Here is a 21,735-nt window from a genome sequence, read left to right as displayed (position 1 = left end):
TTTCGGTTGCGCCGAGTGCTAGTGCTTATGCACCGAAGCCAGCATCGGAAGTCTTCCCAGCGCAGAAAAAGCCTCCACGAGGAAAAGGATTCAAGCTCAAGCACTGCCGAGCAATCTAGCGCCCAACCAACACCTAAATAATCTTGCGCTCCCTCGCCCGGTCCACGGCGGCGGTCCGGTTGTCCACGCCGAGTTTGTTATAGATGTGGATCAGGTGGGTTTTCACCGTGGCCTGCGAGATGAAGAGTCGGTCGGCGATGGCGCGGTTGGAGGCGCCGGTCTGCAGGGCGCGCAGGATTTCGATTTCGCGGGCGCTTAAGGCTTCGTCGGGGCGCATGAGGCGCTCGGCGAGGACCCCGGCGACTTCCTGGGATAAGACCCGTTTGCGCTGGGAGGCGGCGACGATAGCATCGTGGAGTTCGTCCTCGGGGGCGTCTTTGAGCAGGTAGCCGAGGGCGCCGGCTTCGACGGCGGCGACGACGTCGGCTTCGGTGTCGTAGGTGGTCAGGATGAGCACGGGCGGGCCGCCTGCTTCGCCGAGGCGGCGGGTGACTTCGATGCCGTCCACGTGCGGCATCTGGATGTCGGTGACCACAACGTCGACGTTGTCGGGCATCCGCTCGATGGCGCGCCCGTCCGCGCCTTCGCCAACAACGGTGATGTCGCCGAAGGAGTCGAGCACTGCGCGGAGGCCGGCGCGGACGACGGGGTGGTCGTCGAGAAGCATGACGTTGATCTCACTCATGGGTGTCCTTTCCCAGGGGGATGCTTGCTGCTAGTACGTTACCTTCGACGCTGAGGGTGCCGCCGACTTCCGCGACGCGCGCCCGCAGCCCGCGCAGGCCGTAGCCTTCGGGCCCGGTGATGCCGCGGCCGTTGTCGAAGACGTCGACGGTGGCGACGTCCCCAAGCTTCTCCACCGTGACCACGGCGCGGGTGGCGCCGGCGTGGCGCACGATGTTGGAGAGCCCCTCGCGCACGACTCGCTCGATGACGCCGGCGGCGGGCTCGGGCACGTCCTCGACGTTGAGGTCCACCGTGAGCCGTTGCCCGAGTGCTTGTTGACGCCCCTCCGCTCCCCGCGCGAGCTCCTCCAGCCTGCGTGGCAGGGGTTCGGCGGGCCCGGCGTTGACGGCGACGAAGCGGCGTGCTTCGGCGAGGTTGTCGGAGGCGGTGGCGCGGATGGTGTCGAGGATCTGTTTCGCGCCGGGCTCGGTGATCTGTTTGTCCAGCGTGCGGCCGAGCAGCACGATGGAGCTGAGGCCTTGCGCGATGGTGTCGTGGACTTCGCGGGAGAGGCGGGCGCGTTCCTCGAGGACGCCGGAGGCGTGTTCGGCGGCGGCGAGTTCCATGTGGGTGGCCTGGAGTTCGTAGGCGAGGTGTTTGTAGTGGTCGGCTTCGGCGCGGAGTGCCCGGTAGGAGTGGTAGATCAGCAGCGCCAGCACGGTGCCGAGCAGCGGTCCGACCACTCCGCCGATTCCCGCGCCCGGCGCTGTGACCGACAGCGTGAATGCCAGCAGCAGCGCCGCCACCGCGATACCGGACCAGGTGGGCAGCACCACGGAGACCAGGATGACCAGCGGGAACTCCAGCCAGACGAACTCCGCGGCGTGCAGCGCCATAACCACCCACAGCGCGAGGACGGCGGCGAGCCAGGTGTACATAGCAGCGCGGGGGAAGCGCTTGCCTTCGTTGTAGGCCACGGTCCCGGCCAGGTAGAGCAACGCGAAGGGGACCGCCATGCAGATGGCCAGCGGGTTCCACCCGCTGGAGACAACGCCGACGAGCAGCAGCACGGCAACGAGTACGTGCAGGCTGACGCGCAGGAAGGTGAGGATCCGGTTGGTGGTGTTCACGCAGATCACCTTAGACGCTGCACCCGACATGCGATTGAGAGCGCATCAACCGGACGGTTGATTCGAGGTTCAACCCCGCTCCCGATGTGGATTATGCCTGCTCACACGCACAATGTGGGCATGTTCGTCGGATTGAGAGAAATTGTGAAAGCCAAGGGGCGGTTCGGCCTCATTGTCGGCACGGTCGGGTTGATCACGTTGCTCGTGGTGATGCTGACCGGGTTGACCAACGGTTTGGGCAAGCAGAACACGGAGGCCCTGGAGGCACTGGATGCAAAGTCGGTCGTCTTCCAGGACATGGATGAGCCTTCCTATATGACGTCGCGCGTGACGGCGGAGGAGGGCACGGTCCCGCTGGGCACCGGCCAAACCTTGCTGCTGCGCGAGAACGGCAAGGAGGAGTCCATCTCCATCCTGGGTCTGCCGAAGGGCACGGAGCTGCCCGGCGGCGAGGTGCTCGGCGACGGCGCGGTCGCGTCGCGTTCGCTGAACGTCGCTCCTGGCGACGAGCTCTCCGTCGGCGGCACCCCGATCACCGTCGACGCCGTCACGGATGACTTGTACTTCTCCCACACCGCGGTCCTGTGGGTGAACACGGAGGACTGGAAGGCCGCTATGCACACCGACGCGGACGGCACGGTGCTGCTCGCTAGCGATGACCGTGGCATGAGTATGAAGGACTCCTTCAACGGCCTGGCTGCGTACAAGTCGGAGCAGGCGTCCTTCAACATGATCCTGGGCTTCCTGTACGCCATCGCGGCGCTGGTCATCGTGGCCTTCTTGACGGTGTGGACCATGCAGCGCACCCGTGACCTGGCCATTTTGAAGGCGATTGGGGCGTCGAATAGCTACTTGCGCAAGGATGCGCTGGGTCAGGCGGCGGTGCTGCTGGGCATCGGCGCGGCGGTTGGCGCGCTGATCGCGCTGGGCATTGGCCTGGCGGCGTCGAAGGTGGCGCCGTTCTCGCTGACGGTGCTCACGGTCGCCGGCCCGCCGCTCGCGATTTGGGCGATCGGGATGGTGGGCGCGTTCATCGCGACGCGCCAAATTACAAAAGTTGAGCCGCAGCTCGCACTGGGAGGTATTGCGTAAATGTTGCACATGGAAAACGTCACCGTCACGTACCAAGACGGCGAGGACACACTCACGGCGCTGGATAACGTCAGTTTCGACGCCAACCCCGGCCACCTCACCTTCATCATTGGTGAGTCCGGCTCCGGCAAGTCCACCCTGCTTTCCGCGGCGGCGGGCCTGCTCACCCCGGACAGCGGCACCGTTCTTGTCGACGCCACCCCGGTCTCCGACGAAGTCCGCCTGCAGAAGATCGGGATGATTTTCCAGCAGGCCAACCTGATCGGGGCGTTGAACGTCCGGGATCAGTTGCTGGTCACCGACCACATTCGTGGCGTGAAGCCTCGCGTGGACCGCGCGAACGAGCTGCTCGCGGAAGTAGGCCTGGACGGCCTCGGGGACCGCAGCATGCAGCAGCTCTCCGGCGGGCAGCGCCAGCGCGTCGGCATTGCCCGTGCGCTGATGGGGGAGCCGAAGCTGATCCTCGCGGACGAGCCGACGGCGGCGCTCGACTCGGAGCGCTCCCACGAGATCGTCGCACTGCTGCGGACCCTGGTGCAGGAGCACGACGTCGCCTGCGGGTTTGTCACCCACAACGCCAGCCTCATCTCCGAGAGCGACGAGGTAGTCCGCGTCCGCGACGGCCACGTGTCGCGCGAGCGGGTGCTAGCGTAGCTTCGGGCGCGACCCAAGCACCAGGGTGATGAATGCGCAGGCCGCCAGTCCGGCCGTCATACAGAGCGTGCCGGGCAGGAAGCCCGCGTCCACCACCGCGGCGCCGAGCGCGGATCCGGCCGCGATCCCGACCTGGTAGGTCACCACGTAGATGGAGCTTGCCAGGTCTTCGTTGCGTTTTCCGGCGTGCAGGAAGATGGTGGTTGCCGACGGCGGCAGCGCCCCGTTCGCCAGCCCGAACACGATGATCATCGCGATGATGAGCAGCACCGATTTCGTCTCCAGTGCGAGCAGCCCCAGCGCCGCCGACCCGACCAGCAGCACGGCGACGAACCCGTTAACCCGGATCATGCGCCGGTCCACCGTGTTGCCCGCCGTCAACACGCCAATCACCCCGCAGATGCCGAAGAGGGACAGCCCGAACGGGACCAGCTTCGGCCCGGCTGTCGTCGTCATGAGCAGCGCCAGGTAGGTAAAGGTGGTGAACACGGCGGTGACATTGAACGTCAGGAAGAGTACCAGCGACGGGATCGCCGACTTTGTCCGCTTCGCCCCCGTTGCCGGTTCCGGGTGCTTCGCCGGCATCGAGGGTAGCGACGCCACCAACGCCACCACCGAGAAAATCACCGCGACGCCCAACACCCAGGTAGAGCCGCGCCACCCGATCATCCCGCCGAGCATGGTGGTCAACGGCGTACCGATCACCGCCGACATCGTCGACCCGAACGACACCGTCGCCACCGCCTTGCCCGTCATCCCCTTCGGCGCCAGCCGTGCCGCCATCGGGTTGATCAGCGACCAGAACAGCCCGTGCGTAAACGCCGCGGTCACGCGGGCAGCGACGAGCACCGCGTAGCTGTTCGCGATGCCCTGCAGAATCACGCCCCCGGCGAGGAAGCCGAGCGTGGCCAGGAAGACGGGCCTGCGGTCCCAGTTGCGCGTGAAGTGCATCAGCGGGATGGTCACCACGGCGACCAGACCGGCGTACACGCTCATGAGGAGGCCGATCTGGCCTTCCGTCACGCCGAGGTCCTGCGCCATGGGTCGAATCAGGCCGACCGCGAACATCTCGTAGGTGACGTAGACGAACGCCGCGAAGCTCATCGCGGAAAGAGGCAGCATAGGAAGCGACGACTGTTTACTCACACGTGACAACCTACACCGGGCGTGTTAGGCGAACGCCCCCAGGTTGAGAGCCTGCATGATAAGGGTGCCTCCCGCTAGCACCGCGCCCAGCACACCCAGCACGATCCCGGCGATCGCGAGCGGCGTGAGCTCCTTCTCTTCCTCGGTCTCGGTCGGGGTCGTGGTTGTGGGCGCGGGCGTGGTTGTGGTTGGGGCTGGCTTCGTTGTGGCCGTTGCGGTCGGCGCAGGCGCTTGTGCAGCGGGCGTCGAGGGCTTCGGCGCCACCGTAACCGCGGTGCTGGTGGTCGGCTCGGGGATCGGCGGCACCACCGTATTCACCGCGTTCGGCGGGATCGGGAGCGCCAGGGTGGCGTCGCCGCCGGCGGCACAGAGCTGCTCAGCCCGCTCCCGTAGGCTGACGTATTCCTTGACGCGCCGCAGGTTGGTGTAGAAGAACGTGTCTGCGTACTGCTGCGCCCAGGCGGTTGCGGCGGCGTCGCTGAGCCCGGGGAAGCGGGTTTGGAGCTCGCGCGCGATGTCTGGGGTTTCAGTGGCTTGGGTGACCGGCCGGAACAGGGCGCGTTGCCCTGGCCCGAGCACCTGGTATTGCCCCATGAGTTCGTAGTAGTGGTAGGTCAGCACGTCATCCGCCGACGCCTGCGGTGTGGTGCGCTGCGGACTGTACTTGAAGAGGTACCACTCGGCGACACTCGCGGGCAGCCCCGCCTCTGTGAAGGCCTCAACCGCGTACGTGTGCTGCAGCGAGTCGGGCCGCGCGAAGTTGCTGGGAGCGAGAAACTCTCGCCCTTCCTCTTCCCTAATCCGCTTATAGACGTCCTCTTCGACCTTCCCCAGCTCCGGAAATGCTTGCCGGAATGTTTGATAGTCCAGCGCGTACTCTTTTTCGGGCGCGGAGAAGTGGAGGCGCGCTGCGTTCATGAGGCGGGCGTATTCGGCGGGGGAGAGGTAGAACGCGCAGAGTTTCGTTGCGGGATCTTGGGGGCCGATGACGGCGGCGTCCGCGACTGGAGACAACAAACTGGCGCTGAGCCCGAGGGCTACAACGCCAGTGAAAAATCTCCGAGACTCCATGGAGATGAGATTACAGCATCTTGGCTGCCGTCAGGCCGAGGACCGCCAGGATTGCAATCACGATGGTGCCAACAATGCCACCGATAAGGGCAGCCGAGTTATCGCTCGTATCGACTGTCTTCGAAGGCTCCTGGGTGACGGTGGTCTTCCCGTTCAATGGGTTGACCTGAACGTCAACGGAAACCGTGGTGGTCGGAGAGGAAGGCGTGGTGGTTGGCTGCTCCTTGCTGCGCTCAGTGCCCTCAGCACCCTGCGAGACTGCGTCCGGGTTGGAGTGCTGCGTTGGGAAGAGCACGATGCCGGACTTGCCGTCGCGGCAGTTGTCCTTCGACTGGTTCAGCGCTGCTTCGACTTCCGCCATGGTGCGGGTCTCTGCGACGCCTTCCTGGTTCTCGAACTGGTCAACCCAAGCAGCTGCCTGTTCGTCGGTGAGGCCCTTGAACTGGTCCTTCTTCTCCTGGATCAGGGCGTCGCGGTCACCGATGGTCGGGAAGACTGGTTCCGGTGCGCGGAACGACTGCTTCGAGGCTGGGATCTCGCCGTTCTCGAAGTACTTGTCGTACTCCAGGATCTCTGGGAGGCGACCCGGGTTCTCGAAGCCTGCCACGACTGCGTCGCTCCACTTGTGGGTGACGTAGTCGAGTGCGACAGACTCTGGCAGTTCCGAGTCCTCAGCGACCTGCTTAGCGAGCTCAGCGAGCTTCGGGCGAGGATCTGGCTGGAACTGCTGCTGGTACGCAAAGTCCGACTTCAGATCGTTGTACAGCTTCTCGCCGTGCATCTTGGCTGCTGGGAAAGCCTGCTCGAATGCGAGCTTCCACGCCTTGTCGACGTCGAAGCTTGCCGCCTTGCCTTTCGACTGCTCATAAAGCTTTGTCTCTTCGGCGTTAAGGCGGATGGAGCATACGCCGGAGACATTCTCGCCAACGGTTGCGCCTTCAGCGGAAGGGGCGACCATGGCGCACGCGCCGAGCGAGAGCGCGATTGCGATTGCTTGGAGTCTCCGATTGTTGAACATATTTCTGAGTGTAGCCGAGGGAGCTGCGGAAACGTATTCGTTCGTTGACGCGTGTTTCTGTATTTATCCAGGAAAAACGTAAATAAACCTTAATATTCACATACTCGCAGGTCCATGACATGTGTTTGCGGGATTGTTCAACATCTACATTTAAGGAAGCCACAAACCAAACAAAGGGACCATACCCCACCTAACCCTTTCTGGGGGTGTGGAGGGTGAAAATGCAGTTCATCGGCATTAAATTACAGCGGTGTAATTTAGACCCACATACACTGCTTTTGCTAAAAACGTGCGCACCACGCCGTAGCGCTACGCACATTGGATGCAATTTCGCTAGCAGAAGTCTGTGCGTGGCCGTACGGTGTCCGGGAAGCGAGCCACGCAGCCACCGCGTGTACCTGAACCGACTGGGCCAAAAGTAGGACGTCGTCTATCCCGTCGCGCGCCACACGAGCCCCAATAATCCCGGCAAGCACATCGCCGGAGCCGGGTGTGGCGGCCCAGGAGGAGCCGGCGTCGATAAGGATGGATTCCTGGCCGTCTGAAACGACCGTGGCACGCCCCTTCCGGACCACCGTGCAGCCGAGCGCCCGTGCGCAGTCGGCAGTCTCCTCGACGCGATCGTTGGTCATACCTGTATATAGGCGTGAAAATTCACCGTCGTGCGGGGTCACCACAACCCGCGCCAACTTACGCGGCGCGCGGGCCACAAGGGTGAGCGCATCCGCGTCGAGCACCACCGGCACACCCTGCCGCAACACCCAATCGACGGCAGCATCCGCCTCCCCATCGATCCCGATACCAGGGCCGCACACCCACGCCTGCACCTGACCGGCTTGCTCCAACTCGCGGGTGGCCACGACCTCCGGCCGCGCCCGTACCACCTCAAGCGCCTGCGCGCCCGCGAACCGCACCATCGCCGGTGTCGCCGTCACCGCCCCAGCCGTGCACAGCAGCGCCGCGCCCGGATACGTGCCGCTGCCAGCGTGGATGCCGACCACACCGCCTGTGTATTTGTCGTCATCGGCGCCGGGCTCCTTGACGCTCACCGGCACCGGGCCCATCGGCCTGATGCCCTCGAGGTCCAGGCCCGTGTTGGGCACCGCGCGGTACGCCCGCACGTGGCTCTCCGGCAGTGGTAGGCCAATGTCCGCGCACAGCACATTCCCGCAGCGCGTCGAGAGGGCATGCGCGTAGCGCCACCCGCCGAACGTCACCGTCACGTTGGCCTGCAGCGCGTTGCGGCCGGCCTTGCCGGTGTCGGCATCCACGCCGCTCGGCACGTCCACGGCCAGCACCTGGTTCGCGTCGATGTCGGCGACAGCGTCGGGCAGGTCGCCGGCCCCGCCGAGGCCGAAGAGGCCGTCGATAAGGAGGTCGCACGCCCCAGGCTTCTCGACGACCCCACCTCCGGCCCCCACAAACGCATCCAACGCCCGCTGCTGCGCCCTGCCCAGCGGCAGCCAGGCCTCGACCTGCCATCCCTCCCTGGCGAGCTCCGCCCCCGCGTACAGCGCATCCCCACCGTTGCCGCCCGGGCCCACCAGCAACAACACTCGCTCCCGCGGCCCCGACATCTCGCGCGCCACGCGCGCCACAGCATGCGCGGCGCGTTGCATCAACGCATCTGGAGACGCCTCAGCGGCAAGGAGGGGAGCTTCCGCGGCTCGAATCTCCGCGGCGGAATAGGCAAACGGTGCAGCAAACATTCCGCCATTCTACGCGCTATTCCGCCTGGCAGGAGGGGCACCAGAACAAATTGCGGCCCTCGTACTTGCGCACCTCGATTGGTGTGCCACAAACAAAGCAGGGCTCGCCGGCGCGGCGGTACACGTAGACCTCACCGCCGTGGTCGTCCTTCCGGGGTGGTCTGTCCATCGCCTCGGGGCTGTGCTCGGGGCGCACAGTATCTATCCGGCCGTGCTCCACCCCGTACTCCATCAGCTCGCGCACGTCCTGCCACAGGCGCAGGAACGCCTCGTGGTCCAACGCGCGGCCCGGCACGAACGGGGAAATACCCAGGCGGAACAGCGGCTCCGCACGGTATATATTGCCCACGCCCGCGAAGTACTGCTGGTCCATCATCAATGACCCAATCGTGCGTCTCGACGCCCGCACCCTCTCCCACAGCGCCTCCGGGTCCGCGTCCGGGTCAAGGGGGTCTTCGCCGCTGCGGTCCAGAATCACCTGCTCCTCCGGTGGGGAGACGTAGCGGCAGTACTGCGGGCCGCGCAGGTTCGCCGCCACGTCCTCGTTGGCCAGCCGCAGCCGGATCTGGCCCCACACGTCCTCCGCCGGTTCGAAACGGAAGGAACCAATCAGGCCCAGGTGCACATGCACCGTCGCCGTGGAGAACTCCAGGAACAGGTGCTTGCCCACCGCGCGGGCCTCCGTCAGGGTGGCGCCAGCGAGCGGGGAGACGTCGAAACGTCCTTGCGGGGAGGAAATCTCGATGGGCTGCCCCGCAAACGTGTCGTTCAAGTGGCGGGCGAGGCGGTGGATGACGTGGCCTTCGGGCATTGGACTCTGCTACTCCTTATATCTCACCGATTAAGGTACAGTGCGCACCCGCTTCCGCTCCGGTCGACCTCTTAGCGTCGACCAATGCAGGTCACGGCAATTTGGGGCTTTTCGACGCCAAAAACCTGATTTCGCCCTGACCAGGGTTGGTCGACCGTAAGAGGTCGACGGGAACCAACCCCGCCCCAACGTGCACAAATAGAGATGCGCGGGCTGGCCCGGTATACTTCAGGTTCCATGCCATATAGCGTTGGATTTGATCGGGATAAGTACATTGCGATGCAGTCGGAGCACATTTCGGCCCGACGAAAAGCAATTGGGGGAAAGCTCTACCTAGAGATGGGTGGCAAGCTCTTCGACGACAATCATGCCTCCCGCGTGCTGCCGGGGTTTACGCCGGATAACAAGATTGCGATGTTGGACCGCATCAAGGATGAGGTCGAGATCGTGATCGCGTTTAATGCGGGTGACGTGGTGCGCCAGAAGATGCGGGCGGACCTCGGGATTTCCTACGAGGAGGACGTGCTGCGCCTCGTGGACGTGTTCCGGGAGCGAGGGTTCCTCGTCGAGAATGTGGTGGTGACCCAGCTGGAGGGTGAGAACCCGCTGGTGGAGGCGTTCATTGAGAGGCTGCAGCGTCTGGGCCTGACGGTGTCGCGCCACTACATGATTGCCGGGTACCCGCACGATACGCAGCGCATCGTATCCGAGGAGGGCTTCGGCCGCAACGAGTACGTGGAGACGTCCCGCGACCTGATCGTGATGACGGCACCGGGCCCGGGCTCCGGCAAGCTGGCCACGTGCCTGAGCCAGATCTACCACGAGCACCGTCGCGGTATTAACGCTGGCTACGCCAAGTTTGAGACGTTCCCCATCTGGAACTTGCCGCTGTCGCACCCGGTGAACCTCGCGTACGAGGCCGCGACGGCCGACCTTGATGACGTCAACGTGATCGACCAGTACCACCTGGACGCCTACGGGGAGACCGTCACCAGCTACAACCGTGATATCGAAGTGTTCCCGCTGCTCAAGGCGCTGCTGCGTGAGGTGACGGGGGAGGAGCCGTACCAGTCACCGACGGACATGGGCGTGAACATGGCGGGCTACTGCATTAGTGATGACGCCGCCTGCCGCCACGCCGCGAAGCAGGAGATCGTGCGCCGCTACTACAAGACGCTCGTGGACGAGCGCCGCGACGACTCCGACCACACCGTCTCCGACCGGATCCTGAACATCATGCGCAAGGCGGAGGTGACCCCGCAGGACCGCGTGGTGGTCGCTCCGGCCCTGGAGGTCGCACAAACCACCGGCACGCCGGGCGCTGCGCTGGAGCTGCCTGACGGCACCATCGTGACCGGCAAGACCACGGACCTGTTGGGCCCGTCGGCGGCGGTGCTGCTCAACGCGCTGAAGGTGCTCGCGGGGATCGACGACTCCGTCCACCTCCTGTCGCCGGATTCCATCGAGCCGATCCAGACGCTGAAGACGCGCCACCTCGGGTCCGTGAACCCGCGGCTACATACTGATGAGGTGCTCATTGCGTTGTCGGTGTCGGCGTCGACAAGCAGTGATGCGGCGGCGGCGCTGGAGCAGCTGAAGAACCTGCGCGGCTGCGACGCGCACACCAGCACCATTCTTGGCTCCGTCGACGAGGGCATTTTCCGTAACCTGGGCGTGCTAGTGACCTCGGAGCCGAAGTACTGGAAGAAGGGGCTCTACCACAAGCGCTAAACTCGTGGGCATGACGAGCAAGATCCTCCTGTATTACAAGTTCCAGCCCATCGCGGACCCGGACGCGGTACGCCTCTGGCAGCGCGACCTCTGCGAGGGCCTGGGACTGACCGGCCGCATCCTGATCTCGAAGGACGGTATCAACGGCACCGTCGGCGGTGACATTAAGGCCTGCAAGACCTACGTGAAGAAGACGAAGGAGTACTTCCGGGGCATCGAGTTCAAGTGGTCCGAGGGCGGCGCGGAGGACTTCCCGAAGCTGTCGGTCAAGGCGCGCGATGAGATCGTGGCGTTCGGCGCGCCGGGCGAGCTGAAGGTCGACGAGCACGGTGTCGTCGGAGGCGGCACACACCTGAAGCCGGAGGAGGTCAACGAGCTGGTGGCCAACAACCCGGATGTTGTGTTTTTCGACGGCCGCAACGCCCGCGAGGCTGAGATTGGCAAGTTTAAGAACGCCGTGGTCCCGGACGTGGAAACCACCCACGACTTCATCAAGGAGCTGGAGAGCGGCAAGTACGACTGGATGAAGGACAAGCCAGTCATCTCTTATTGCACCGGCGGTATCCGCTGCGAGATCCTGTCCAGCCTGATGAAGAACCGCGGCTTCGAGGAGGTCTACCAGATCGACGGCGGCATCGTCCGCTACGGCGAGAAGTACGGCAACTCGGGCCTGTGGGAGGGCTCGCTGTACGTGTTTGATAAGCGGATGCACACCGAGTTCGGCCCGGAGAATGACCCGGACTATGTGCAGCTTGGCCACTGCGTGCACTGCGGGGCGCCGTCGAACATGTTCTATAACTGCGTGAACGAGCCGGAGTGCCGCCACCAGTACTTAAGCTGCGAGGCCTGCCGGGAGGAGAACCCGTACTGCGCAGATTGCGCTAGTGCGTCGCATCAAGCGCCAGCATCCCAATCGTGACCGTCAGCCACCACATGGTGAACGGCACGATGGGCAGCCAGAACACGCCCATCCAGGGGATCCAGCGCTCGTAGCGGTTGAGCTTGCGCACCATCAGCACCGCGCAGGTGAGTAGGCCCGCCACCGGCGGAATCGAGGTGACGACGGCCCACCACGTCCGCCACGACTCGGTGCACAGCCACGCCGCGTCCCCGGCCTCGCACAGGGGGCCGCCCTGCACGCGGGCGACGGCGGCGAGTGCCCACGCGAACAGCAGCGTGCCAAGCACCGTCACCACCGCAAGCGTGATCGCCTGCTTCGTCGACGCCTTGTTGCGCCGCGCGACCTCCAGCGGGTCCGGCTCTAAGGCCAGCTCGTCGAAGCTGGCCGGTTCCGGCCGGACGCGGGAGAAGCGGTCCGCGCCGGAATGCAGATCGTTTTCGGGGTGGTCAAACACGTCAGCCATGGTTAGTGCTTCCCTCGTGGGTACACGATGACGGGCACCGGGGCGAAGCGGATGAACTCGCCCTCGCGGGTGCCAACGAACACGCGCTTGAGCGGGCCCGAGGACTTCGAGCCCAGGCACAAAATGTCGCCCTTCTTCCACTTCACCGAGTCGATGGCCTTCTTCCAACCCTTGCCGGTGGCGACGAAGTTGGAGACGTCGAGACGCTCGGTGTGCTCCGGCCCGAGGTGTTCCGCGACAGCAAACGCCGAGTCGCGTGCGCGGTCCAACAGGCCGAGCGCGGCCTCGTTCCACTCCATCTGGTCTTCCTGGTCATCGAAACCGCCGCCCTCGCTGGGGGAAAACGCGATGATGCGCAGCGGGACGTCGAGAAGGCTGGCGAGCGTGGTGGCGTACGCCAGGCCGGAGAAGCTCGGTTGCACCGCGCCAGAGTCGATGAGCGAGTAGGTGACGCGGGTGATGCCCTTCTTCGAAAGCTGCACGCCCTTCGGCGCCAGGCCCAGCGGAAGCGGGGAGGAGTGCATCATCTCGTCCGCGTCGGAGGTCGGCCGGAAACGGCCCTTCGACGTCTTCGACTTCGAGCCGAGCAGCAAAATATCAGCCTCAAAACCGTCCGCCATCTCGAACAGGCACTCCGCGAGGCTGCCGCGCTCCAGCACCTGCGCCACCGGGTCCGCCCACTGCGAACGCGGCAACTCGTGCTTCAGCGCCTTCGTGGCCTTCTCGCTGATGGTGTCTCGCTGCTTCTGCAGCCACTTGTCGTACTTCTTCGACGACAGCGACTTCGTCCACGAACCCGACACCGACGCCGCAACCCGCACCGTCACGGGCAGGCTCCGCCCCAGCCAGGCGGCGAACTCGATCGCCTCCGAGTTGGAAGCATCCCAACCGACGAGCACTCGAAGTGGGCGCTCAGACTCAAAGGACTGGGCTAGTTCAGAAGAGAAAGATCGTGGCGCCATACCGACCTAGTGTATTAGCTTTCCGGGTTCGCGTAGACGTCTGCCAGGGTATTAATTGCCTCGGTGGCGGCGTCGAGCTGCTGCAGCGAGGCGTCATCAAGCGTGGCGAGCATATCCGCGAGGTACTGCGTGCGTTCCTTGCCCACTCGCCTCAGCTCGCGTTTGCCCTGGTCAGTCAGGTCGACGAGCACGCCGCGCCTGTCCTCCGCGGAGCGCGTGCGGTGCACGAGGCCGCGCTTCTCCAGTTGGTTGATGGTGTTCGAGGCCGTCGGCATCCGCACGCCCTCTGACGTGGCGATATGGCTGATCCGGCTCGGCCCTTCCACCTCGAGGCGACGCAAGATCGAAAGCTGGGGGCCGGTGAGGTCGGAGCGTTCCGTATTTCGGAAATACGCGACATACAAACTCGTCATCGCCGGGCGAATACGCTGTGCCAACTCCAACGGGTCAGGACGATCAGCCATAAGGACCTGCCTTGTACAAAAGAGACGAACAAAACGTGCAACGCATCATTCTATACATAGGCGAAGGAAACTATGTTGTTGCGCTAGTATGGCGGCGATGTTCACCTACCAGCACGAAGTTTCGCACGAATGGCAACGCCGGGCGGCCCTTCGCGCCTATCACGCCGGGCACATTCCCAGAGAAGAGCTTTGCGACGCCGACTTCCTTCTCCGCGCAGCCGCAGAACATCACGGAGAGGCGTCGAAAAGAAACTGCCCAATTTGCGGCCGTGACTTGCGAGAAGTGCGCTGGGTGTACAGCGAAAAGCTTGGACGTCGCACCGGCACCGCACGCAGCGAGGCCGAGATTGACACCCTTGTGGGTGAGGTCGGCCCAATCACCGTGCACAAGGTGGAAGTGTGCCCCCACTGCCACTGGAACCACTTGTTGCAAGAATGGACCGCCACTCCAGTGCGGTAAAAACGCCCGGTACGGGTAGTGTGTGCTGTAGCAATTCTGTAGGTGATCGTACAGGGACAATGTGTGACTAACGTAGACGAGAAAACCAAGACCCCATCCAAGTCCCGGTCGCGGACGGGCCAATGGGTCCTAGCCATGCTCCTGCTCGTGGTGTTGCTGGCCAGCATCCCAGCTGTGTGGTTTATCTGGAACTACCAGCGGGCGAACATCCCGGAGCCGCATGAGATCGAAACGGCGCAGATCTCAAACCTCTACTTTAACGACGGCAAAACCGACCTGGCTCGCATCGTGCCGCCGGAGGGCAACCGCGTTCAGATCCCGCTGGAGCAGGTGCCAGTTGACGTGCAAAACGCCGTCCTCGCTGCCGAGGACCGCGACTTCTGGGACAACTCCGGCTTCTCCTTCACCGGCTTCGGTCGCGCCGTGATCGGCCAGATTACCGGCAACGCATCAGCCGGTGGTGGCTCCACGATTACGCAGCAGTACGTGAAGAACGCCCTGGTCGGCAATGAGCACTCCTATGAGCGCAAGGCCAAGGAGCTGGTGTACTCCATCAAGATGACCCACTCTTGGACCAAGGAAGAAATCCTCAACGCCTACCTCAACACCGTCTACTTCGGGCGCAACGCATACGGCATCGAGGCTGCTGCGCACGCATTCTTCGACAAGCCGGCCAGCGAGCTGACGCTGGAGGAGGGCGGCGTGCTTGCGTCCTCCATCCAGCTGCCGAGCCAGCTCGACCCGTGGACCAACCCTGATGGCGCGAAAGCCCGCTGGAACTACGTGATGGATGGGCTCGTTGAGACGAACAAGCTCGACCCTGCGAAGCGCGCCGGGCTGCAGTACCCGGAGACCCGCGATCCGGCGACCTACTCGGCCTACACCGAGGCCAGCGGCCCGAACGGCCTGATTAAGAACCAGGTGATGACGGAGCTGGCCACCATTGGCATCTCCGAGTCGGACCTTACCAACCGTGGTTTGAAGATCACCACCACGATTGACCCGAACTCGCAGGCAGAGGTCGAGCGGATTTCCCGCGAGCAGCTTTCGCTCCTGCAGGACGACGCCCGCACCGGCGTCGTGGCCATCGACCCGAAGACGGGCGCAGTACGCGCCTACTACGGCGGCGACGACCCCTCCGGCTGGGACTACGCCAACGCAGGTCTGCAGACCGGTTCCACCTTCAAGATCTTCGCGCTGGCCGCGGCGCTGCAGCAGGGCATCCCGCTCAACGCGATGTACTCGGCAACCCCTGTGACGCTGCCGGGTGGCCACGTGGTGACGAACTGGGACGGCGGCGGCGCAGGCATGATCTCCATGCTGGATGCCACCCGCACCTCCTCGAACACCGCGTTCATGCGCATTCAGGATGACCTGGATAACACCACGCAGGACACCGCGGACATGGCGCACGCTCTCGGCGTGGCCCGCTCCATCCCAGGTATCCCGGTGACGCTGCGTGAAAACGGTGGCCAGCCCTACGAGGGCATCGTGCTGGGCCAGTACCAGTCCCGCGTGCTCGATATGGCTACGGCGGTGTCCACGTTGACGAACCGCGGCCTGGCGCACCCGACACACTTCGTGCAGCGCGTCACCGACGCCTACGGCGAGGTCCTCTACGAGTTCGACCCGGGCTACACGGAGCGCCGTGTTTCCCAGCAAGTCGCCGACAACGTGATTAAGGCGATGCAGTCCGTCGTCCCGTACTCCAACGCCGTGTTGGCCGGCGGCCGTCCGTCGGCCGCGAAGACCGGTACTGCCCAGCTGGGCAACACCGGCCTGAACAAGGACGCCTGGACCGTCGGCTCGACGCCGCAGCTCGCCGTGGCCGTGTGGGTGGGCACTGCCGACAACACCTCGGCCATCTTCAACTCCTACGGCGGCAACATGTTCGGCGCCGACACCCCGGGCCGGATCTGGAAGAACGTGCTGGACTCCCTCCTGCAGGGCCAGGACTTCGAGTACTTCCCTGAGGCATCCCCGGTGTACTGGGGCGTCCACCCCTACTCGGGCGGCGTGAACCTGGGCGGCTACTACGGTGGCTTCTCCGGTAATTCGACCACGGGTGCTCCGGCTGATGCGGCGTCGCCAAGCGCCGACGCCAACGCGCCGACGGGCGAGGCCGGACCTGGCCAGCCGGCGGCACCAGCCCCCGCACCGGCTCCGGCTCCGGCGCCAGCACCGGCGCCCGCGCCGCGGCCGGACCCGGTACAGGACGCAATCGACCAGGTTATAAACGATATCTTTGGATAACGGAGCAACGATGACAGCAACCACGTGGCCTGACCCGAAGGATCGCGTCCAGCCAGCCCTCACCGAACCCGCCGCCCGCGGTTGGGTTGAGTTCCTCGGCGGGCCGATGGGGCGCTTCGCCCAAATTGGTCGCTCCAAGTTCTGGACGCCGCTACGCACCATCTTCGCGCTCGCCTACGTCTTCATTGGCCTCGGCGCGCTGTCGAAGTCGAACTGCGCAATGGGCAAGTTGGACGATAACGGCATCATGCAGGTCAACTGGGACGGAAACCGGCAGTACACCTCCTTTTGCTACAACGACATCCTGCCGCTGTACGGCGGCCGCGGCCTGGACCAGCCGGGCTTCGTCTACGACTTCTCCTGGGTTGAGGGTGACCTGACGCGCTACATGGAGTACCCAGTGCTCGCTGGCCTGTTCCAGCAGTTCTGCGCGTTCATCTCCCGCAACACCTACTTTGCGGTCTCCCGCATCCTGCCGGAATCCGGCTGGTACTTCTACGTCACCGTGCTCATCCTGGCCGCCATCTGGGTGGTCACGGCGCGCATGGTGGCGGAGCTAGCCGGTAACCGAATCTGGGACACCTTGCTCGTCGTCGGCTCCCCGTTGCTGATCATGCACCTGTTCACCAACTGGGACATCCCATCCATCTTCTTCGTCGTGGCAGCCATGCTCGCCGTGCGCAACAAGAAGTACTGGCTGGCAGGCGTCCTGATCGGCGCCGGCACCGCATTCAAACTGTGGCCACTGTTCATCCTCGGGGCCTACCTGGTGCTGGCGATCAGGAAGCGCACCTTCGTGCCCTTCCTGAAGATGGTGGCCGCCACCGCACTGACCTGGGTGGCGGTGAACCTGCCGGTGTACCTGCACAACCCGGAGGCATGGAACGAGTTCAACCGCTTGAACACTGACCGCGGCTGGGAGTGGACCACCATCTACGCAGTGATCAACCGCGTCTTCGGCTGGAGCGGATTCGACAGTGGCGAAGGAGCCCCCGTCATCCTGAACACGGTTACGCTGGTGCTCTTCCTCGCGGGCTGCGCAGCCGTCCTCGTGCTTGGCCTGAAGGCGCCGCGCACGCCGCGCGTCGCCGAGCTGTTCGTGCTCATCGTCGGCTTCTTCCTCCTCTTCAACAAGGTGTGGAGCCCCCAGTACTCCATCTGGTTCATCGTTCCCGCTGTCCTTGCCCTGCCGTACTGGCGCCTGCTGCTGACCTGGATGACCGTGGACATGATGGTGTGGCCAGTGCTGATGTGGCACATGATGGGCGAGGACCAAAAGGGTGCTCCTGGCGCGCTGCTGGACACCGTCATCATCTCCCGCGACGCACTCATCATCGCCATTATGGTGCTGGTTATCCAGCAGATGTTCGGCAAGCGCGAGGACAAAGTTGCTGCCGCACACAACGGCCACGACCCGCTTCTGACTACCCCTGAAGATTGGAAGGAGCCAGCATGGGATCCGCAACCGTTACCGGAATCGCCTCAATCGCAGTCGGATTCGGTTTCATCGCCGCAGCGTTCGTAGCGACGAACCGTCAAGAAATCCCTCGCGCCGTTGGCTACGGTCTTGCCGCTTTTGTCTTCATTACCGTCATTCCGGTGATCCTCGCGGTCTTCGTAGCCGTGCCCAATCCGCAGTAGGGCGGAGGGGGCGTCGAGAAGTATTTTGCCCAGCGTAACGGGTGGGGTACGCTGGTGGGGTTGCTTGACGCAACGACCCTCCTGCCACCGCACAATGCGGCGGCCGAAAACATTCAAATCTAGACCATAGGAGGTGATGAGGTCCGTGCGTCACTACGAAGTAATGATCATCCTCGATCCACAGCAGGATGAACGCACCGTTGCCCCGTCCCTGGACAAGTTCCTCGAGATCGTCCGTAAGGAAAACGGCAAGGTAGAAAACGTTGATGTGTGGGGCAAGCAGCGTCTTGCGTACCCAATCAACAAGAAGGAAGAGGGCATCTACGCTGTCATCAATCTTGAATGCGCAGCAGATACCGTCCAAGAGCTCGATCGTGTGCTGAGCCTGAGCGAATCAGTGCTGCGCACCAAGGTTCTGCGAACCGACAAGTAAAGAACGGCTTTCGGAACCACGGAAACGAAGGAGTCAAAACAATGGCACAAGGCGATACACCGATCACCGTCGTCGGCAACCTGGTTGCGGACCCGGAACTGCGGTTTATTCCAAGTGGTGCAGCGGTAGCGAACTTCCGCATCGCTTCCACGCCACGCCAGTTCAACCGCGACACGAATCAGTGGGAAGACGGCGAGGCCCTGTTTTTGACCTGTAACTGCTGGCGTCAGATGGCGGAGAACGTCGCGGAGTCCCTCACCAAGGGTATGCGCGTTATCGTCAACGGTCGCCTGAAGCAGCGCTCCTACCAGACCCGCGAGGGCGAAAACCGCACCGTGTTTGAGGTCGAAGTTGATGAGGTAGGCCCGTCCCTGAAGTATGCCACCGCGAACGTGCAGCGCACGCCACGCGAGGGCAACTCGGGCTACGGTCGCCCACAGCAGCAACAGCAACAGCAGCAGCCTCAGAACATGGGTGGGTTTGGTCAGGCACCGCAGCAGCCTGCACAGCAACAGCAGCAGGCACAGCAGTCGCAGCCGCAAAACGATCCGTGGAATTCGGCTCCACCTGCCGGTGGATTCGGCGGGATGGACGACGAGCCCCCGTTCTAAGCATTTCCCACACATAAGCATTTTCAACTCAAGGAAGGTTAGGATTCATGAAACTGATCCTCACCGCTGCCGTTGATAACCTTGGCGAGGCAGGCGAGATCGTCGAGGTCAAGGGCGGCTATGGCCGTAACTTCCTGCTCCCACGTGGCCTGGCTATCCCAGCCACCCGCGGTGCAGAGAAGCAGATCCGTGATATTCAGCGTGTACAGAAGGAGCGCGAGGTCCGCGACTTGGACCACGCAAAGGAGCTGCGTGATCAGCTCGACCAGCTGACCGGCGTGAAGGTGCCAGTGCGTACCTCCGAGAAGGGCAAGCTGTTCGGCTCCGTCAAGCCTGGCGACATCGCAGCAGCTGTCAAGGCAGCCGGCGGTCCATCCCTGGACAAGCGCCGCATCAATGTACCGAAGGGCCTTGTTACCAAGACCGGTGGATACCAGGTCAAGGTGAACCTCCACGACAGCGTGGAAGGCAAAGTGAACTTCGAGGTCGTTAGCAAATAACGACGATTACCGATAGGTAGTCCAACGACAACAGCTTGAGAACGGGTCCCGCTTGTGAGGAGCGGGGCCCGTTTTCGTTTGCCTACCTGCGCTTGTGGATAACTCTCCACAGCGAGGCGGTGTGACCCTCATGTGACGGTGTATTTAGCGCACCGAAGGCGCCTAGTCAAACCAGCTGGTAGCGGGTTATCCACCGGGGGTACCAATGGGTACCGTCTTGAATAAAAGTGGTGTGACCTGCGAAGAGGTCGCTGTAGCGCGCGCTATCGATAGCTTTTCCACACACTCTCCACAAGTTGTGCACACCCCCTGTGGATAGATCCCAGGCACAATGGAAAACTATTCACAGCCCCTGTGGATAACTCAACTGGCGGTACGTGAATGTCTGGGGAATCCGGTACGCTGTTGTGCAACACGAAAGGGTAAAGGGTGCTGCATGGCTGAGAACTCGAGTGCCGCGAGCTTCGACGATTTTGACGACGACTACGTTCCACCACCGGAGCCTCCAGAGTCCTCGGCGCCACCGGAGCCACGCCAGTGGGACGGTGGGTCGTCGAACTTTAACCGGGGCCGCAAGGACCTGAAGGAGTACCGCCAGCCCCCGCACGACGAGCGCGCGGAGCGTTCCGTGCTTGGCGCCATGCTGCTCAACCAGGACGTCATCACTGACGTTTCGGACGCGTTGCGCCCGGAGGACTTTTACTTCCCGGCGAACCAGCTGGTGTACAAGACCATCACGGACCTGTACTCGCACGGATCCGACATTGACGCGGTGGTCGTCGCAGGCCAGCTGGACCGCAACAACGAGCTTGAGCGTGTCGGCGGCGCTCCTTACTTGCACACGCTGATCTCCGAGGTGCCGACGGCCGCCAACGCCCGCTACTACGCGGAGATTGTCGAGGAGAAGTCGATCCTCCGCCAGCTGGTCAACGCCGGTACGCACGTGGTGCAGCTCGGCTATGAGGGTGAAGACGGCATGGAGATCGACGCCGTCGTGGACCGCGCTCAGCAGGAACTCTTCCAGATCTCCCGCAAGAACGCCGGCGAGGACTACAAGGTGCTCGGCGACCTGCTGCAGGACACCGTCGACGAGCTCGCGGCCATCGCGCAGGGCGGTGGCCTGGAGCAGGGCGTGCCCACCGGCTTTATTGACCTGGACAAGCTCACCAACGGTCTGCACGCAGGCCAGATGATCATCATCGCGGCGCGCCCGGGCGTCGGTAAGTCGACGCTGGCGCTCGACTTCATGCGCTCCTGCTCGATCCAGCAGGGCAAGACCTCAGTGATTTTCTCGCTCGAAATGAGCGCGTCCGAAATCATCATGCGCATGCTTTCGGCCGAAACAGAGATCAAGCTGTCCTCGATGCGCTCGGGGCAGATGGGGGAGCAGGACTGGGAGAAGCTCACCCGTCGGCTCGAGGAGATCCAGGACGCCCCACTCTTTATCGACGACTCCCCCAACCTCACCATGATGGAGATCCGCTCTAAGGCGCGCCGGTTGAAGCAGCAGCAGGGCCTCGACCTGATCGTGCTGGACTACCTGCAGCTGATGAGCTCCGGCAAGCGTGTGGAGTCGCGTCAGCAGGAGGTCTCGGAGTTCTCTCGTAACTTGAAGCTGTTGGCGAAGGAGCTCGAGGTACCAGTGATCGCGATTTCGCAGCTCAACCGTGGCCCCGAGGCCCGCACGGACAAGAAACCGCAGCTCGCTGACCTCCGCGAATCCGGCTCCCTGGAGCAGGACGCGGATATGGTCTTCCTGCTCTACCGCCCGGACTCGCAGGACCGCGACGACGAGCGCGCCGGCGAAGCCGACATCATCGTGGCGAAGCACCGCGGTGGACCAATCGACACGATTCCGGTTGCGCACCAGCTGCACTACTCGCGCTTCGTGAACATGGCGCACGGCTAATCCTGCACCCGTCCGGGGGTGGACAGCCAAGGCTGTCCTTGCTTAGGGTT

At 63.6% G+C, this 21,735-nt stretch carries 22 protein-coding genes; 12 read left to right on the top strand and 10 right to left on the bottom strand.

Features of this window, described 5'->3' with window-relative positions; translation table 11 throughout:
• Positions 1-133: 133 nt before the first annotated feature.
• Together KBP54_RS10580 and KBP54_RS10575 are read right to left on the bottom strand one after the other, a co-directional pair.
• Positions 134-745 (bottom strand): response regulator, encoded by a 612-nt coding sequence (locus KBP54_RS10580; protein ID WP_070361709.1) that lies wholly within the window; start codon positions 743-745, stop codon positions 134-136.
• Entirely contained in the window at positions 738-1,856 is a 1,119-nt protein-coding gene (locus KBP54_RS10575; RefSeq protein WP_256001182.1) for a sensor histidine kinase, read from the bottom strand. The genes KBP54_RS10580 and KBP54_RS10575 overlap by 8 nt, the downstream gene beginning before the upstream one ends.
• 93 nt (positions 1,857-1,949) lie before the next feature.
• On the opposite strand from KBP54_RS10575, the gene KBP54_RS10570 reads away from it, so the two are divergent.
• Together KBP54_RS10570 and KBP54_RS10565 are read left to right on the top strand one after the other, a co-directional pair.
• A complete protein-coding gene (locus KBP54_RS10570; RefSeq protein ID WP_320072983.1) occupies positions 1,950-2,948 on the top strand; it encodes an ABC transporter permease in 999 nt (332 codons plus the stop codon).
• Positions 2,949-3,602: an ABC transporter ATP-binding protein gene (locus tag KBP54_RS10565; RefSeq protein ID WP_070361711.1), complete on the top strand. Its 654-nt coding sequence runs from the start codon at positions 2,949-2,951 to the stop codon at positions 3,600-3,602.
• Here the strand turns inward: KBP54_RS10565 and KBP54_RS10560 are convergent.
• The 5 genes from KBP54_RS10560 to KBP54_RS10540 all read right to left on the bottom strand — a co-directional run bounded on the left by KBP54_RS10560 (position 3,594) and on the right by KBP54_RS10540 (position 9,357).
• Positions 3,594-4,706 (bottom strand): MFS transporter, encoded by a 1,113-nt coding sequence (locus KBP54_RS10560; protein ID WP_084028642.1) that lies wholly within the window; start codon positions 4,704-4,706, stop codon positions 3,594-3,596. The genes KBP54_RS10565 and KBP54_RS10560 overlap by 9 nt on opposite strands.
• Before the next feature lie 66 nt (positions 4,707-4,772).
• A complete protein-coding gene (locus KBP54_RS10555) occupies positions 4,773-5,819 on the bottom strand; it encodes a hypothetical protein (protein WP_256005706.1) in 1,047 nt (348 codons plus the stop codon).
• 10 nt (positions 5,820-5,829) lie between these two features.
• Positions 5,830-6,837 (bottom strand): hypothetical protein, encoded by a 1,008-nt coding sequence (locus KBP54_RS10550; RefSeq protein ID WP_256005704.1) that lies wholly within the window; start codon positions 6,835-6,837, stop codon positions 5,830-5,832.
• Positions 6,838-7,118: 281 nt separating this feature from the next.
• Positions 7,119-8,546, bottom strand: coding sequence for a bifunctional ADP-dependent NAD(P)H-hydrate dehydratase/NAD(P)H-hydrate epimerase (locus KBP54_RS10545; RefSeq protein WP_070361715.1), 1,428 nt, complete (start codon positions 8,544-8,546; stop codon positions 7,119-7,121).
• A gap of 16 nt (positions 8,547-8,562) precedes the next feature.
• Complete coding sequence (locus KBP54_RS10540) at positions 8,563-9,357, bottom strand: Fpg/Nei family DNA glycosylase (protein ID WP_070361716.1); 795 nt, start codon at positions 9,355-9,357, stop codon at positions 8,563-8,565.
• A gap of 237 nt (positions 9,358-9,594) precedes the next feature.
• On the opposite strand from KBP54_RS10540, the gene KBP54_RS10535 reads away from it, so the two are divergent.
• Both KBP54_RS10535 and trhO read left to right on the top strand, forming a co-directional pair.
• The gene (locus tag KBP54_RS10535; RefSeq protein ID WP_070363408.1) at positions 9,595-11,088 is read left to right on the top strand and encodes a DUF1846 domain-containing protein; all 1,494 of its coding nucleotides are present in this window, start codon (positions 9,595-9,597) and stop codon (positions 11,086-11,088) included.
• 10 nt (positions 11,089-11,098) lie between these two features.
• A complete protein-coding gene (gene trhO, locus KBP54_RS10530; RefSeq protein ID WP_070361717.1) occupies positions 11,099-12,007 on the top strand; it encodes an oxygen-dependent tRNA uridine(34) hydroxylase TrhO in 909 nt (302 codons plus the stop codon).
• Here trhO and KBP54_RS10525 read toward each other — a convergent pair.
• From KBP54_RS10525 to KBP54_RS10515, 3 genes are read right to left on the bottom strand one after another with little or no spacing between them, the layout of a single operon-like run.
• Entirely contained in the window at positions 11,970-12,452 is a 483-nt protein-coding gene (locus KBP54_RS10525) for a hypothetical protein (protein ID WP_070361718.1), read from the bottom strand. The two genes, trhO and KBP54_RS10525, sit on opposite strands and share 38 nt — an antisense overlap.
• Positions 12,453-12,454: 2 nt before the next feature.
• Positions 12,455-13,414, bottom strand: coding sequence for a universal stress protein (locus KBP54_RS10520; RefSeq protein WP_256005701.1), 960 nt, complete (start codon positions 13,412-13,414; stop codon positions 12,455-12,457).
• A gap of 14 nt (positions 13,415-13,428) precedes the next feature.
• On the bottom strand, positions 13,429-13,878 hold the full coding sequence (locus KBP54_RS10515; protein WP_070361721.1) for a MarR family winged helix-turn-helix transcriptional regulator: 450 nt from the start codon (positions 13,876-13,878) through the stop codon (positions 13,429-13,431).
• Between the two features lie 97 nt (positions 13,879-13,975).
• Here KBP54_RS10515 and KBP54_RS10510 point away from each other — a divergent pair, with 97 nt between their 5' ends.
• The 8 genes from KBP54_RS10510 to dnaB all read left to right on the top strand — a co-directional run bounded on the left by KBP54_RS10510 (position 13,976) and on the right by dnaB (position 21,685).
• Positions 13,976-14,338, top strand: a complete 363-nt coding sequence (locus tag KBP54_RS10510) for a DUF5318 family protein (RefSeq protein ID WP_084028643.1) — start codon at positions 13,976-13,978, stop codon at positions 14,336-14,338.
• Between the two features lie 63 nt (positions 14,339-14,401).
• Positions 14,402-16,591, top strand: coding sequence for a transglycosylase domain-containing protein (locus KBP54_RS10505; protein WP_070361723.1), 2,190 nt, complete (start codon positions 14,402-14,404; stop codon positions 16,589-16,591).
• 10 nt (positions 16,592-16,601) lie between these two features.
• Entirely contained in the window at positions 16,602-18,116 is a 1,515-nt protein-coding gene (locus tag KBP54_RS10500) for a glycosyltransferase family 87 protein (RefSeq protein ID WP_070361724.1), read from the top strand.
• On the top strand, positions 18,044-18,232 hold the full coding sequence (locus KBP54_RS10495) for a hypothetical protein (RefSeq protein WP_071573826.1): 189 nt from the start codon (positions 18,044-18,046) through the stop codon (positions 18,230-18,232). Before KBP54_RS10500 ends, KBP54_RS10495 begins: the two co-directional genes overlap by 73 nt.
• Before the next feature lie 136 nt (positions 18,233-18,368).
• Entirely contained in the window at positions 18,369-18,665 is a 297-nt protein-coding gene (gene rpsF, locus KBP54_RS10490; RefSeq protein ID WP_070361725.1) for a 30S ribosomal protein S6, read from the top strand.
• Between the two features lie 41 nt (positions 18,666-18,706).
• On the top strand, positions 18,707-19,276 hold the full coding sequence (locus KBP54_RS10485; RefSeq protein WP_070361726.1) for a single-stranded DNA-binding protein: 570 nt from the start codon (positions 18,707-18,709) through the stop codon (positions 19,274-19,276).
• A gap of 47 nt (positions 19,277-19,323) precedes the next feature.
• Positions 19,324-19,776 carry a 50S ribosomal protein L9 gene (rplI, locus tag KBP54_RS10480; RefSeq protein ID WP_070361727.1) on the top strand — a complete coding sequence of 151 codons (453 nt, stop codon included), beginning with the start codon at positions 19,324-19,326 and terminating at the stop codon, positions 19,774-19,776.
• A gap of 436 nt (positions 19,777-20,212) precedes the next feature.
• Complete coding sequence (gene dnaB / locus KBP54_RS10475; protein WP_070361728.1) at positions 20,213-21,685, top strand: replicative DNA helicase; 1,473 nt, start codon at positions 20,213-20,215, stop codon at positions 21,683-21,685.
• Positions 21,686-21,735 lie beyond the last annotated feature (50 nt).

This window comes from Corynebacterium pseudogenitalium (assembly GCF_024453815.1).
Lineage (GTDB): Bacteria > Actinomycetota > Actinomycetes > Mycobacteriales > Mycobacteriaceae > Corynebacterium > Corynebacterium pseudogenitalium.
This window is presented reverse-complemented; position numbering and strand designations above follow the sequence as displayed.